Below are 12,563 nucleotides of genomic sequence, written 5' to 3' on the forward strand. Positions count from 1 at the left end.
CATGAATCTCGATCTGCTGGTCGTGGTGTTTTACTTTCTGGTGATAGGCGCGGTGGGGTGGATGGGCATTCGCCGCGCCAATTCCAAAGAGGCGTATCTGGTCGCCGGGCGCAACCTGGGGCCGGGGCTGTATCTGGGCACGCTGTCGGCGGTGGTGCTCGGCGGCGCGTCGACCATCGGCAGCGTCAAGCTCGGCTACACCTACGGCATCTCCGGCGTCTGGCTGTGCGGCGCGCTGGGGCTGGGCATCGTGGTGTTGAGCCTGGTGCTGGCCAAGCCGCTGCTCAAGCTGAAGCTGTATACCGTCAGCCAGGTGTTGTCGCGGCGCTATCATCCGGCGGCGCGGGTTACCAGCGGCGCGATCATGCTGGCGTATGATCTGATGGTGGCGGTGACTTCGATCATCGCCATCGGCAGCGTGATGCAGGTGATGTTCGGCCTGTCGTTCAGCGCGTCTATCCTGCTCGGCGGCGGGCTGGTGGTGCTGTATTCGACGCTGGGGGGCATGTGGTCGCTGACGCTGACCGACATTATTCAGTTCATCATCATGACCGTCGGCATGATGCTGGTGCTGATGCCGATGAGCATCGTCAAGGCCGGCGGCTGGGAAGCCTTCACCAGCCTGCTGCCCGCCGGTTACTACCAGCTGTCGTCGATCGGGTTGGACACCATTCTGGTGTTCTTCCTGATCTACTTCTTCGGCATTCTGATCGGCCAGGATATCTGGCAGCGGGTATTTACCGCCCGCAGCGCCAACGTGGCGCGCTTCGCCGGGCTGGGGGCGGGCGTCTACTGCGTGCTGTACGGCGTGACCGGCGCGCTGATCGGCATGGCCGGCAAGATCGTGCTGCCGTCGCTCAGCAACACCGACGGCGCCTTCGCCGCTATCGCGCAGGCGGTGTTGCCGGTTGGCGTCAGCGGGCTGGTGGCCGCCGCGGCGTTGGCGGCGCTGATGTCCACCGCCAGCGCCTGCCTGCTGGCCTCTTCCACCATCGCGCTGGAGGACGTATTGCCGGCCATCCGGCGCAAACCTTCCGGCGGGTTGGCCGCCGGGCGCTTCACCACGCTCCTCATGGGCGCGGTCATGCTGGGGCTGGCATTCGTGGTGCGCGACGTGCTGGCGGCGCTGACCCTGGCTTACAACCTGTTGGTGGGCGGCATGCTGATCCCGCTGGTGGGGGCGATCTTCTGGCCGCGCGCCACCAGCGCCGGCGCCATCGCCAGCATGCTGACCGGCAGCCTGTGCGTGGTGGGGCTGATGGTCTGGCACGGCATCGACGCCAACAGCCCAATCTACGGCGGCCTGCTGGGCGGCGGCGTCGCCTTCGTGCTGGGCAGCCTGTTGAGCCGCCCGGCAGCGCAGCTGCAGACCCAAACCGAGCGCTGAAACGCACTGAGCTTTTATCGCGGCGCCTTTGCTGCTTTACTGGAGGGCGGGGCGCACGGCTCCCGAATGGGTTTAACGGCGGTCGTAAGGAGATTGGGAGTGAAGGAAAAAATCAGCGTCGCATGCTGCCAGTTAGCGTTGCGGGTCGGGGAAGCGGAACATAATCGGGCGCTGTCCGCCCAGGCTATCCGCCGGGCGGCGCAGCACGGTGCCAACGTTATCGTGCTGCCGGAGTTGGTGAACAGCGGCTACGTGCTGCGCGATAAGGCGGAGGCGCGGGCGTTGGCCGAGGCTGAAGACGGGCCGAGCCTCAGCCTGTGGGGAGCCCTGGCGCGCGAGTTGGATGTGGCGATCGTCGCCGGTTTCTGCGAGCGCCTGCCCGATGGCGAGGTGGCCAACAGCGCGGCATTGATCGATGCGCAGGGGGTGAGGGCGATTTATCGCAAAGCGCACCTGTGGCATGAAGAGAGCACCATCTTTACCGCCGGCGATCGGCCGCCGCCGGTCGTCGAGACCCGCTTTGGCCGGTTGGCGGTGATGATCTGTTACGATCTCGAATTCCCTGAGTGGGTGCGGCTGCCGGCGCTGGCCGGCGCTCAGCTGCTGTGCGCGCCGGTCAACTGGCCGCTGGCGCCGCGCCCGCAGGGCGAACGGCCGGCGGAGATGGTGAAGGCGCAGGCCAACGCCGCCGTCAATCGGCTGTTCATCGCGGTGTGCGATCGTTGCGAAACGGAGCGCGGCGTTGCGTGGATCGGCGGCTCGGTGATCGTCGACGCCGACGGCTATCCATTGACGCAGAGCCTGGCAGGCGAAGGCATGGTGCTGGCATCGATGGATATCTGCGCGGCCGATGACAAGCATATCGGCCGCCACAATCACGTGCATCGCGATCGGCGGCCGATGCTGTATTGAAGCAGCGTGGCGGGCCGCTCCGCAGATCGTTTCTCCGGCGGGAAAATCCGCCGTTTTGGCGCTTACAGCCAGCCCGATTTCTTCAGCTTCTGATACAGGAAAATGCAGCCGACGGCGGTCACCCCCAGCGTGGCGTGATAGGCCCAAGGGAACTTTAGCTCCGGCATGTCGGCGAAGTTCATGCCGTACAGGCTGAAGATCACCGTCGGGATGGCCAAAATCGCCCCCCAGCCCGCCAGCCGTTTCACCACTTCGTTCTGTTTGACCGTTACCAGCGCCAGGTTGACATGCATGGCGTTGGTCAGCATTTCGCGCATGTCGTCGATATTGCTGACCACCTGATGCGCGTGATCCTGCACGTCGCGCACATAGGCGCGCAGCTCTTTCGGGATCACCTCTTCGTGCAGGCGGATCAGCTGGTTGCAGATTTCATCCATCGGCAACGCGGCGTTGCGCAGCGCCAACAGGTGGCGGCGCAGGGTATAGACGTTCTCGATCGCCGCCTGATCGAACTCCGACTGAAACATGTTGGCTTCGATATTCTCGATGGTGCTCTCGAAGCGCGTCACCACGCTGCGGTAGTTGTCCACCACGAAGTCCAGCACCGAATAGAGGGCGAAGCCCGGCCCGCGGCACATCTGCTTGCGGTTCTCTTCCGCCTTGGCGCGGATCGGCGCGTAGCTGGGCGAGGCGCCGTGGCGCACCGTCACCAGAAAGTTTTTGCCGACGAAGAAATGGGTTTCGCCGTATTCGATTTCGTCGTTCTCGCCCCACTGCGCGGTTTTCACCACGATGAACAGCGAGTCGCCGTAGGTTTCCAGCTTCGGCCGCTGGTGCGCGCACAGCGCGTCTTCGATCGCCAGATCGTGCAGGCCGAACTCTTCCTGCACCTTGCGCATAAACGCCGGCTCCGGCTGCCGCAGCCCCAGCCAGATGAAGGTATCCGGCTGTTTGACCACCTCGCTGATATCGTCGATAGTCACTTCGCCCAGCCGTTGGCCGGCTTTGTACGCCACACAGTTCACCACCATGCTTTTGCTGTCCATCCGTCCATCCATTAATCAGTCAGGGTTTTGGTAAGAAAATAACACTCATGTTCCACCGGATACTCTTTCAGCGTCATTTGCAGCTGATAGCCGAGCTTTTCGTAGAACGGCCGCGCCTGGAAGCTGAAGGTATCCAGGCGAGCGTAGCGGCAGCCGCGCGCCTGCGCCTCGCGTTCGGCGGTGCGCATCAACCGGCCGCCGAGGCCGCTGCCGCGTTGGGAATCCGCCACCCACAGCCATTCGACGCTCAGCCAGTTGCCCCAGGTTTCGGCGGTCAGCCCGCCGATCACCGTGCCGGCCTCGTCGCGCGCATAGACGCTGAGCGGCTTGCGATGACGGGCGTCGATATGCGGCAGGTTGTAAGCGCGCAGGCCTTGCCTGATCGCATCGAGGGTGTGTTCGTCAATCGCGTCGGTAACGGTAATGTCCATTTTTCCTCCTGGGTGATGGGTTAACTTAAGCACACTGCGGCCAAAAGGCAACCTGTTGAAATGTAATGTAAACGACCGCTTCTGCTGAGTGGGCTACACTAAACGGGTCATTTTACCCTCAGGAGGACGCCATGCCCCGATTGACTTTGCTGGCCGGTTTGCTGCTGTGCAGCGGCCTGCTGCACGCCGCGCCGACGGTCAGCCAACTGCAGGACGGCCTGGAACACCCGTGGTCGCTGGCCTTCTTGCCGGCGGAACAAGGCCTGCTTATTACTGAACGGCCCGGCCGGCTGCGGCTGTGGCAGCAGGGCAAAGGCCTGTCGCCGCCGATCGCCGGCGTGCCGCAGGTTTACGCCGAGGGACAGGGCGGCCTGCTGGAGGTGTTGCCGGCCCCCGACTTCGCCGCCAGCCGCCGGGTGTACCTCAGCTTCGCCGAACCGGGCGAGGGCGGCAAAGCCGGCACGGCGGTCGGCTACGGCCGTTTGAGCGAAGACGGAAGGCGGCTGGAAAACTTCAAGGTGATCTTCCGCCAACTGCCCAAGCTGTCGGTCGGCAATCACTTCGGCGGCAAGCTGGCGTTCGACAGGCAGGGCTACCTGTTTATCGCGCTGGGCGAAAACAACCAGCGGCCGACGGCGCAGGAGACCGACAAGCTGCAGGGCAAGCTGGTGCGGCTGACCGCCGAAGGCGCGGTGCCGCCGGACAACCCCTGGGTCGGCCAGGCCGGCAAACGGCCGGAGGTTTGGTCTTATGGACACCGCAATCCGCAAGGGCTGGCGCTGAACCCGTGGAGCGGCGCGATCTGGGAACACGAGCACGGCCCGCGCGGCGGCGATGAGCTCAACCTCCCGCTGCCGGGTAAAAACTACGGCTGGCCGCTGGCCACCTACGGCATCAACTATTCCGGCCAGCCGATCCCGGAGGCCAAAGGGGAACGGGTGCCCGGCACCGAACAGCCGCTGCACTATTGGCGGGTATCGCCCGGCCTCAGCGGCATGGCGTTTTATGACGGGCAGCGCTTCCCCGCCTGGCGGCACTCGCTGTTCATCGGCGCGCTGGCGCAAAAGGAACTGATTCGCCTGACGCTGGAAGGCGACAAGGTGGTGGCGGAAGAGCGGCTGCTGGGCGATCGCGGCGATCGCATTCGCGAGGTGCGCAGCGGGCCGGATGGCTATCTGTATCTGCTGACGGACGAGCGGGACGGCAAGCTGCTGAAGGTCGGGGCGTCGTAACGCCCCGCAGCGATCAGGTGAGTTCGCTCATCACGCCGCGCTGATAGGCCGGGCGGGCGCGCAGCTGCTGATACCAGCGCTCCATGTTCGGCCGCGGGCGGCGGGCGATCGGCATTTCGAACCAGGCGTAGGCGAAGCTGCCGAGCGGGATATCGCCGAAGCCGAACGCCTCGCCGGAGAGGTAAGGCTGGCGCGCCAGCGTCTGTTCGATGACGTCGAAGTGCTTTTCCAGCGTGGCGATCGCCGCTTCGATTTTCGCCATGTCGCGCAATTCCGGCGCGGTGCGGATCAGGCCCCAAAAGACGATGGTGAAGGCCGGGACGATGGTTGAGGTGGTCCAGTCCATCCACTTCTCGGCGGCGGCGCGCGCCTGCAGATCTTGCGGATAGAACGTCGCGTCGCCGAATTTCGCCGCCAGATAGCGCACGATGGTGTTGGATTCCCACAGCACGAAGTCATCGTCCTGCAGCAGCGGCACCAGGCCGTTCGGGTTCAGCGCGCGGTAACTCTCTTCGTTCACCTTGCCGAACGCGCCGCCGGCGTTGATGTGGGTGTAGCTCAGCCCCAGTTCGGCGGCGCACCACAGCACCTTCCTGACGTTGTTCGAATTCTCACGGCCCCAAATGGTCAGCATTGCGCAACTCCGTTAATGGATTAAGAACCCTCTATACCTACGCCACAAAACGCTATTTGTCACACCGCAGGGCACTTTTTGCCTGCCGCTCAGCGTTCCCAGCGGCACACTTCCCAGCCGTGCTCCGCCGCCAGCGCGCTCAGTTCGCTGTCGGGGTTGATCACCGTGGCGCTGTCGACGAATTGCAGCATCGCCTTATCGTTGAGGGAGTCGCTGTAGCCGTGGCTGTGTTCGAATTGCAGGTGCGGATGCTGCGCCAGCCAGCGTTGCAGGCGGATCACCTTGCCCTGTTGATAGGTCATGGTGCCGTAGGTGTTGCCGGTGAAGCGGCCGTCGCTGATTTCCACGCCGATCGCCAGCGCATCATCGGCGCCGAGCTGTTCGGCGATCGGCGCCACCAGATGCTCGCCGGTGGCGGAAATCACCAGAATGCAGTCGCCGCGCTCGCGGTGCCACTGCAGGCGTTCACGGGCGGCGGGGTAGACGCGCGGCAGGATGTCGCGCCGGATGTAACGTTGTACCCAGCCGGCCACGGTTTGCACGCTCAGGCCGGCCAGCGGCGCCAGCGTGGCCTGCATGTAATCCTCCATCGACAGCTTGCCCTGATAATAGAGCTGCATCAGCTGCTGCTCCTGCAGCTCCAGCTCCGCCGGCGCGAAGCCCTGGCCGACCAGCCAGCGGATCCACAGGCTGGCGCTGTCATCGTCAATCAGGGTTTCATCCAGGTCGAATAAGGCTAAATCCATCAGTATTTCTCCGGCAGGCAGGGTATGAGGTCGTTTACAGGATAGCGGATAGCGCCCGTCGCCAGCCAGCGGCGTCGGCGAAATTGCGCAGAGCATAAGAAACATTGATGACGGTTTTGCGACAGTTTGTTGAACGTTTGCATAACTTAGAACGCAACAATATTGGCCGCCCCGGAGAGCGCGGTGATAACTATGGAGCAAATGCAGCTACCCGCTGGAGAGAGAATGTTGATTATTCGCCTGTATGGCAGCCCGATCGTGATTGGGGAAGAAGAGGAACCGCATGATGACGCATCTGACGACGCTGAAGACGCTGCCGCTGCTGGATCTTTCGCTGCTTGACGGCGATGCGCGTCAGCGGCGCGCCTTTCTCGACGATCTGCGCGCGGCGGCTCGCGACGTCGGTTTTTTCTATCTGCGCGGGCACGGCGTGGACAGTGCGCTGAATGCGCGGCTGCAGCAGGGCGCGCGGCAATTTTTCGCGCTGCCGGAAGCCGACAAGCTGGCGGTGCAGATGGTGCATTCGCCGCACTTTCGCGGCTACAACCGGGCGGCGGCGGAGCTCACGCGCGGCCAGCCGGACTGGCGCGAGCAGTTCGATATCGGTGCCGAACGCCCGGCGCTGACGCTATCTGACGACACCCCGCGCTGGGCGCGTCTGCAGGGGCCAAACCAGTGGCCGGCGGCGCTGCCGACGCTGAAACCGCTGCTGCTGCAGTGGCAGCAGGCGATGACCGCTATGTCGCTGCGGCTGTTGCGCGCTTTCGCTTTGGCGCTGTCGTTGCCGGAGCAGGCTTTCGATCGCTTGTATGGCGATAAGCCCAACGAGCACATCAAACTGATTCGCTATCCGGGGCGGGACGCGACCGCCAGCGCACAGGGCGTCGGCGCGCACAAGGACTCCGGGTTTCTCAGCTTCCTGCTACAGGACGAGCAAAAAGGGTTGCAGGTGGAGGTGAGCGAAGGGCAGTGGCTCGACGCCCAGCCGCGTGAAGACACCTTCGTGGTGAACATCGGCGAGCTGCTGGAACTGGCGACCAACGGCTATCTGCGCGCCACGGTGCATCGGGTGGAAACGCCGCCGGCGGGGCGCGACAGGCTGTCGATCGCTTTTTTCCTCGGCGCGCGCTTGGACGCGGTGGTGCCGTTGTATCAACTGCCGCCGCCGCTGGCGGCGCAGGCGCGCGGCCCGGCCAGCGATCCGCTCAACCCGCTGCTGCGCGACGTGGGGTATAACTACCTGAAAGGCCGCATCCGTTCCCACCCCGATGTGGCGCAGCGCTTTTATCGGGACGTCATCGGCGTCTGAATAGCGGGCACAAAAAAGCCCGGCGCGCCGGCCGGGCTGATGGCGCTTGATACGGGCGATTATTCCGCCAGCGCCTGCTGCAGATCGGCGATCAGATCTTCCACATCCTCAATCCCCACCGACAGGCGCACCAGCTGCGGCGTGATGCCGGTTGCCAGGCGCTGTTCCAGCGGAATGGAGGCGTGCGTCATGCTGAACGGCTGGCTGATCAGGCTTTCCACGCCGCCCAGGCTTTCCGCCAGGGTGAACAGGCGCGAGCGCTTGATGACCCGGCGCGCATAGGCATCGTCGCCTTTCAGCCGCACCGAGATCATGCCGCCGAAGCGCGTCATCTGGCGCGCCGCCAGTTCATGCTGCGGGTGGCTCGGCAGGCCGGGATAATAGACGTTTTCCACCTGCGGCTGGCTCTCCAGCCACTGGGCGATGCGCAGCGCGCTGTCGCTGTGGCGCTGCATGCGCAGTGCCAGGGTGCGAATGCCGCGCAGCGTCAGGAAGCTGCTGAACGGATCGAGAATGCCGCCGACCGCGTTTTGCAGGAAACCGAGCTGCTCCGCCAGCGCCGGGTTATCCCCCGCCGCCGCGACGCCGGCCACCACGTCGGAGTGGCCGTTGAGGTATTTGGTGGCGGAGTGCACCACCACGTCAAAGCCCAGATCCAGCGGACGCTGCAGATACGGCGAAGCGAAGGTATTGTCCGCCACGCTGATGAGCCCATGCTTTTTGGCGATCGCGGCAATGGCGCTCAGATCCGCCAGCTTCAGCAGCGGGTTGGTCGGGGTCTCTACCCAGATCATTTTGGTGTCCGGCTCGATCGCCTGCTCCAGCCCGGTGAGATCCGCCGGCGACACGTAGGTGACGCGCAGGCCGGCGGTGCGGCTGCGCACTTTTTCCAGCAGGCGATAGGTGCCGCCGTACAGATCGTCTACTGCGATCAGGTGGCTGTCCTTATCGAGCAGCTCCAGCACCGTGGAGCAGGCCGCCAGGCCGGAGGCGAAGGCGTAGCCGCGGCTACCGCCTTCCAGTTCGGCGATGGCACTTTCGAGCGCGGTGCGCGTCGGGTTGGCGCTGCGGGAGTATTCATAGCCGGTATGCTCGCCCGGCGCCGGTTGGGCGTAGGTGGAGGTGGCGTAAATTGCCGGCATCACGGCGCCGGTGGCGTCCGGGGTGTAACCGGCGTGAACGGTCAACGTATCAAACTTGGCCATAATGGATCCTTATTAACGTAATTTTTGACGCCAGGCGTTAAGCACGTCTGTGCGGGTAATCAGGCCGAGGAAGCGCTCGCCGTCGAGCACCACCGCGACGTGGCCATGGTTGAAGGTGGCCTGCAATTCGTCGTAGCCGGCTTCCTTTTGCAGCGTATGGACTTGCTTGGTCATCGCGCTGCCGGCCGGCAGGCTGAAGTGGGCGGCGTCGGCCTGCACGGCGTTCAGCAGATCCCACTCATCGATCAGGCCGACCACCCGATCGCCTTCCAGCACCGGCAGCTGCGAGATGTCGTACAGCCGCATGCGGGCGTGCACGATCGCCAACGTGTCGTCCGGCGCGGCGGAGACGGCGGCGCCTTCGTCGTGGCGGTAGGCGATCAGATCGCGCAGATCGCCGTGCTGCGGCTTGCTCAGCAGGCCCTGTTCCAGCATCCAGTGGTCGTTATACATTTTAGACAGGTATTTGTTGCCGCTGTCGCAGACGAAGGTCACCACCCGCTTGGCTTCGGTCTGTGCGCGGCAGTAACGCAGCGCGGCGGCCAGCAGGGTGCCGGTGGACGATCCCGCCAGCACGCCTTCCTTGCGCAGCAGGTCGCGCGCGGTGGCAAAGGCTTCGGCGTCGCCGATGCGATAAGCGTGGCGGACCTGGTCAAAGTCGCTGAGCGGCGGGACGAAGTCTTCGCCGATGCCTTCCACCAGCCAGCTGCCCGCTTCGCCGATGTGGCCGCTGTCGAGGTAGTCCGCCAGGATCGAGCCGGCAGGGTCGGCCAGCACGAATTCCGTCTGCGGCGAAACCTCGGCGAAATAGCGGCTCAACCCGCCCAGCGTGCCGCCGGAGCCGACGCCGACCACGATAGCGTCCACGTCATGCTCCATCTGCCGCCACAGTTCGGGCGCGGTAGTGGTGGTATGGGCCGCCGGATTGGCCGGGTTGTTGAACTGATCGATATAAAAGGCGCCGGGGATCTCCCCGGCCAGGCGTTTGGCGTAATCCTGATAGTAAGCCGGATGCCCCTTACCGACGTCCGAGCGGGTCAACAGCACTTCCACGCCCAGCGCGCGCAGATGGAAGATCTTCTCGCGGCTCATCTTGTCCGGCACCACCAGCAGCAGCTTATAGCCTTTCAGCGCCGCCACCAGCGCCAGCCCCAGGCCGGTATTGCCGGCGGTGGCTTCGATGATGGTGCCGCCCGGCTGCAGCTTGCCGTCGCGCTCGGCCTGTTCGATCATCGACAGCGCCACGCGGTCTTTGATCGAACCGCCAGGGTTTTGATTCTCCAGCTTGACGAACAGCCGGCACGGGCCGGTATCGAACCGGGTCAGTTCCAGCATCGGGGTATTGCCAATCATCTCGATGACGGAATGGGGGATCGCCATGACTCATCTCCAGGATTATTCGGTATAAAAGTCGTTATGTGGATGATAGCGCTGAGAATAAGCGCTTTAAAAAGAACAAATAACGGTTCTATATGCCATTATGGAATATATTAATCTTTTTTAGACGTATGGATGCGTAGATGTTTAGCAGTGCGGATGCTTGGCCGTGTAGCCGTGGGTGGGTGCAAAAATGTGCGCCGCGATGCTTTTTTGAACGATAAGCGGGGGGCTGCGTACAGTTATGTAAAAATGCTGAAAATTCACGCTAAACCCTGCAAAAATAAGATAAATCACATAAACTCACAGCAAGGGCATTTTCGGTGCGCTGCGTTACCCGCTACGGGCGCCGCAGGGGGTTGCGGCCGGCACGCGCGCACCGGGCCACTCTCGCTGGTTGGCTTAAAACGTGAACATGTTTGAAAGTTAACGCTATTTCAATGATTTGAATGGACACTCTGGCGACGTCATGATGAAAAAAAACTTATCCACTTCCCTGAAAAAACTGACCTTCAGCGTAGGCATCCTGTTGCTGGCCGCCCCGGCCGTGCATGCGGCCGAGCCGCCGGCGCCGCCGCAGGTAGACGCCAAGGCCTTCATTCTGATGGATTACAACAGCGGCAAGGTGTTGACCGAAGGCAATGCCGACACCCGCCTCGATCCCGCCAGCCTGACTAAGATCATGTCCAGCTACGTGATTGGGCAGGCGATCAAGGCCGGCAAGATCAAGCCGGAAGACATGGTCACCGTCGGCAAAGACGCCTGGGCGCCCGGCAACCCGGCGCTGCGCGGTTCTTCGCTGATGTTCATCAAGCCGGGCGATCAGGTGCCGGTGCTGGAGCTGAATAAAGGCATCGTGATCCAGTCGGGCAACGACGCCAGCATCGCGCTGGCGGACTACGTGGCGGGCAGCCAGGATTCGTTCGTCGGCCTGATGAACAACTACGCCAAATCTCTGGGGCTGCAGAATACCCACTTCCTGACGGTGCACGGCCTAGATGCGGAAGGGCAGTACAGCACCGCGCGCGACATGGCGCTGCTGAGCCAGGCGCTGATCCGCGACGTGCCGGACGAATACGCGCTGCATAAAGAGAAAGAATTCACCTTTAACAAGATCCGCCAGGTTAACCGCAACCGCCTGCTGTGGAGCAGCAACCTGAACGTCGACGGCATCAAGACCGGTTACACCAGCGGCGCCGGCCATAATCTGGTGGCATCGGCCACCGACGGCCCGATGCGCCTGATCTCGGTGGTGCTGGGCGCGCCGAGCGATCGCGTACGCTTTAGCGAAAGCGAAAAGCTGCTGACCTGGGGCTTCCGCTTCTATGAAACCGCGACGCCGATCAAGGCCGATAAGCCGTTCGTCACCCAGAAAGTGTGGTTCGGCGACGTCAGCGAAGTGCCGCTCGGCGTGGCGAAAGACGCCTCGGTCACCATTCCGAAAGGGCAGATGAAAAACCTGAAGGCCAGCTACAAGCTGACCCAGCCGACGCTGGAAGCGCCGCTGGCGAAAAACCAGGTGGTCGGCACCATCGATTTCCAACTGGACGGCAAGACCATCGAGCAACACCCGCTGGTGGTGATGCAAGAGGTGAAAGAGGGCAACTTCTTCAGCCGCATCTGGGATATGGTGATGATGAAGCTGAGCCAGTGGTTCGGCGGGATCTTCGGCTGAATACCCTGATGTGAGGAGCGCGCCCCGGGCGCACGATCCTCGACCAGGCCGCAACTGCGAGGTTGCGGCTTTTTTTTCGCGATTTTTTGGGGCGGTGATTAAAAGTAGTCCACCAGCATGGTGGCGCCGCTGGTGAAATCGCCTTCCGCCAGGGTGACGGCGCTGTTTTTCACCGGCACCGCATCAAGCGTCGGGGGATTGGCGTAGTCGATGTTCAGCGGCGTATTGATGGCGAAGGCCTTACCGTTGGCCAACAGTTTGATGCCCAATCCATTGACGCTGCTGGTTAACACGCTGCCGTCGAAGGCCGCCGCGCTGCCCATGATCTTCATTTTCAGCTGGCGGCTGTTATCCCGAAACTCGCATTTGATGCTGTAATCGATGCGTTGCATATAGCGATTGCCGTCGATGCGCTTGATGCCGACCTTGCCGAAGTCGATATCGATGGTGCGCCCGTCGTTGATCACGCAAGGCGGAGGCGCCACCACGGTGGCGGTGATGTTGACCTTGGTACCCTGGTCGGCGGCCTGAGCTGCGGCGCTAATCAGGCTCAGCGCCCACAGCAGCGCGCAGCGCGTTTTACTCGTCATGTTCATTCTGGCTCCCGTC

At 63.1% G+C, this 12,563-nt stretch carries 12 protein-coding genes; 5 read left to right on the forward strand and 7 right to left on the reverse strand.

The window, feature by feature from the left end; genetic code table 11:
• Position 1: 1 nt before the first annotated feature.
• On the forward strand, positions 2-1,387 hold the full coding sequence (locus ACK3CV_RS08540; protein ID WP_033646725.1) for a sodium:solute symporter family protein: 1,386 nt from the start codon (positions 2-4) through the stop codon (positions 1,385-1,387).
• Between the two features lie 99 nt (positions 1,388-1,486).
• On the forward strand, positions 1,487-2,299 hold the full coding sequence (locus tag ACK3CV_RS08545; RefSeq protein WP_239504617.1) for a nitrilase-related carbon-nitrogen hydrolase: 813 nt from the start codon (positions 1,487-1,489) through the stop codon (positions 2,297-2,299).
• A gap of 62 nt (positions 2,300-2,361) precedes the next feature.
• On the opposite strand, the gene corA is transcribed toward ACK3CV_RS08545, so the two are convergent.
• Together corA and ACK3CV_RS08555 are read right to left on the reverse strand one after the other, a co-directional pair.
• Positions 2,362-3,345: a magnesium/cobalt transporter CorA gene (corA, locus tag ACK3CV_RS08550; RefSeq protein ID WP_033637778.1), complete on the reverse strand. Its 984-nt coding sequence runs from the start codon at positions 3,343-3,345 to the stop codon at positions 2,362-2,364.
• Positions 3,346-3,356: 11 nt separating this feature from the next.
• A complete protein-coding gene (locus ACK3CV_RS08555; RefSeq protein WP_033637779.1) occupies positions 3,357-3,776 on the reverse strand; it encodes a GNAT family N-acetyltransferase in 420 nt (139 codons plus the stop codon).
• A 131-nt stretch (positions 3,777-3,907) separates the two neighbouring features.
• Between ACK3CV_RS08555 and ACK3CV_RS08560 the strand changes: the two genes are divergently transcribed.
• Positions 3,908-5,008 (forward strand): PQQ-dependent sugar dehydrogenase, encoded by a 1,101-nt coding sequence (locus ACK3CV_RS08560; RefSeq protein ID WP_164140746.1) that lies wholly within the window; start codon positions 3,908-3,910, stop codon positions 5,006-5,008.
• Between the two features lie 13 nt (positions 5,009-5,021).
• Here the strand turns inward: ACK3CV_RS08560 and ACK3CV_RS08565 are convergent, their stop codons facing one another.
• Positions 5,022-5,642: a glutathione S-transferase family protein gene (locus ACK3CV_RS08565; protein WP_103772461.1), complete on the reverse strand. Its 621-nt coding sequence runs from the start codon at positions 5,640-5,642 to the stop codon at positions 5,022-5,024.
• Between the two features lie 89 nt (positions 5,643-5,731).
• Entirely contained in the window at positions 5,732-6,388 is a 657-nt protein-coding gene (locus ACK3CV_RS08570; RefSeq protein ID WP_033654623.1) for an HAD family hydrolase, read from the reverse strand.
• 286 nt (positions 6,389-6,674) lie between these two features.
• Here ACK3CV_RS08570 and ACK3CV_RS08575 point away from each other — a divergent pair, with 286 nt between their 5' ends.
• Positions 6,675-7,697 carry an isopenicillin N synthase family dioxygenase gene (locus ACK3CV_RS08575; protein WP_164140827.1) on the forward strand — a complete coding sequence of 341 codons (1,023 nt, stop codon included), beginning with the start codon at positions 6,675-6,677 and terminating at the stop codon, positions 7,695-7,697.
• Positions 7,698-7,756: 59 nt separating this feature from the next.
• On the opposite strand, the gene ACK3CV_RS08580 is transcribed toward ACK3CV_RS08575, so the two are convergent.
• Together ACK3CV_RS08580 and ACK3CV_RS08585 are read right to left on the reverse strand one after the other, a co-directional pair.
• A complete protein-coding gene (locus ACK3CV_RS08580) occupies positions 7,757-8,902 on the reverse strand; it encodes a trans-sulfuration enzyme family protein (RefSeq protein ID WP_164140748.1) in 1,146 nt (381 codons plus the stop codon).
• Between the two features lie 12 nt (positions 8,903-8,914).
• A complete protein-coding gene (locus ACK3CV_RS08585) occupies positions 8,915-10,282 on the reverse strand; it encodes a pyridoxal-phosphate dependent enzyme (RefSeq protein WP_164140750.1) in 1,368 nt (455 codons plus the stop codon).
• Positions 10,283-10,748: 466 nt separating this feature from the next.
• Here ACK3CV_RS08585 and ACK3CV_RS08590 point away from each other — a divergent pair, with 466 nt between their 5' ends.
• Positions 10,749-11,954: a serine hydrolase gene (locus ACK3CV_RS08590; protein ID WP_033637786.1), complete on the forward strand. Its 1,206-nt coding sequence runs from the start codon at positions 10,749-10,751 to the stop codon at positions 11,952-11,954.
• Between the two features lie 98 nt (positions 11,955-12,052).
• Here the strand turns inward: ACK3CV_RS08590 and ACK3CV_RS08595 are convergent, their stop codons facing one another.
• The gene (locus ACK3CV_RS08595; protein WP_239504618.1) at positions 12,053-12,544 is read right to left on the reverse strand and encodes a fimbrial protein; all 492 of its coding nucleotides are present in this window, start codon (positions 12,542-12,544) and stop codon (positions 12,053-12,055) included.
• Positions 12,545-12,563 lie beyond the last annotated feature (19 nt).

It is taken from the genome of Serratia sp. TSO36 (assembly GCF_057808395.1).

Bases quoted from the DNA above. Each gene is read 5' to 3' on its own strand.
- ACK3CV_RS08540 (WP_033646725.1), top strand. From the start codon at position 2: ATGAATCTCGATCTGCTGGTCGTGGTGTTTTACTTTCTGGTGATAGGC.
- corA (WP_033637778.1), bottom strand. From the start codon at position 3,345: ATGGACAGCAAAAGCATGGTGGTGAACTGTGTGGCGTACAAAGCCGGC.
- ACK3CV_RS08555 (WP_033637779.1), bottom strand. From the start codon at position 3,776: ATGGACATTACCGTTACCGACGCGATTGACGAACACACCCTCGATGCG.
- ACK3CV_RS08560 (WP_164140746.1), top strand. From the start codon at position 3,908: ATGCCCCGATTGACTTTGCTGGCCGGTTTGCTGCTGTGCAGCGGCCTG.
- ACK3CV_RS08565 (WP_103772461.1), bottom strand. From the start codon at position 5,642: ATGCTGACCATTTGGGGCCGTGAGAATTCGAACAACGTCAGGAAGGTG.
- ACK3CV_RS08570 (WP_033654623.1), bottom strand. From the start codon at position 6,388: ATGGATTTAGCCTTATTCGACCTGGATGAAACCCTGATTGACGATGAC.
- ACK3CV_RS08575 (WP_164140827.1), top strand. From the start codon at position 6,675: ATGACGCATCTGACGACGCTGAAGACGCTGCCGCTGCTGGATCTTTCG.
- ACK3CV_RS08580 (WP_164140748.1), bottom strand. From the start codon at position 8,902: ATGGCCAAGTTTGATACGTTGACCGTTCACGCCGGTTACACCCCGGAC.
- ACK3CV_RS08585 (WP_164140750.1), bottom strand. From the start codon at position 10,282: ATGGCGATCCCCCATTCCGTCATCGAGATGATTGGCAATACCCCGATG.
- ACK3CV_RS08590 (WP_033637786.1), top strand. From the start codon at position 10,749: ATGATGAAAAAAAACTTATCCACTTCCCTGAAAAAACTGACCTTCAGC.
- ACK3CV_RS08595 (WP_239504618.1), bottom strand. From the start codon at position 12,544: ATGACGAGTAAAACGCGCTGCGCGCTGCTGTGGGCGCTGAGCCTGATT.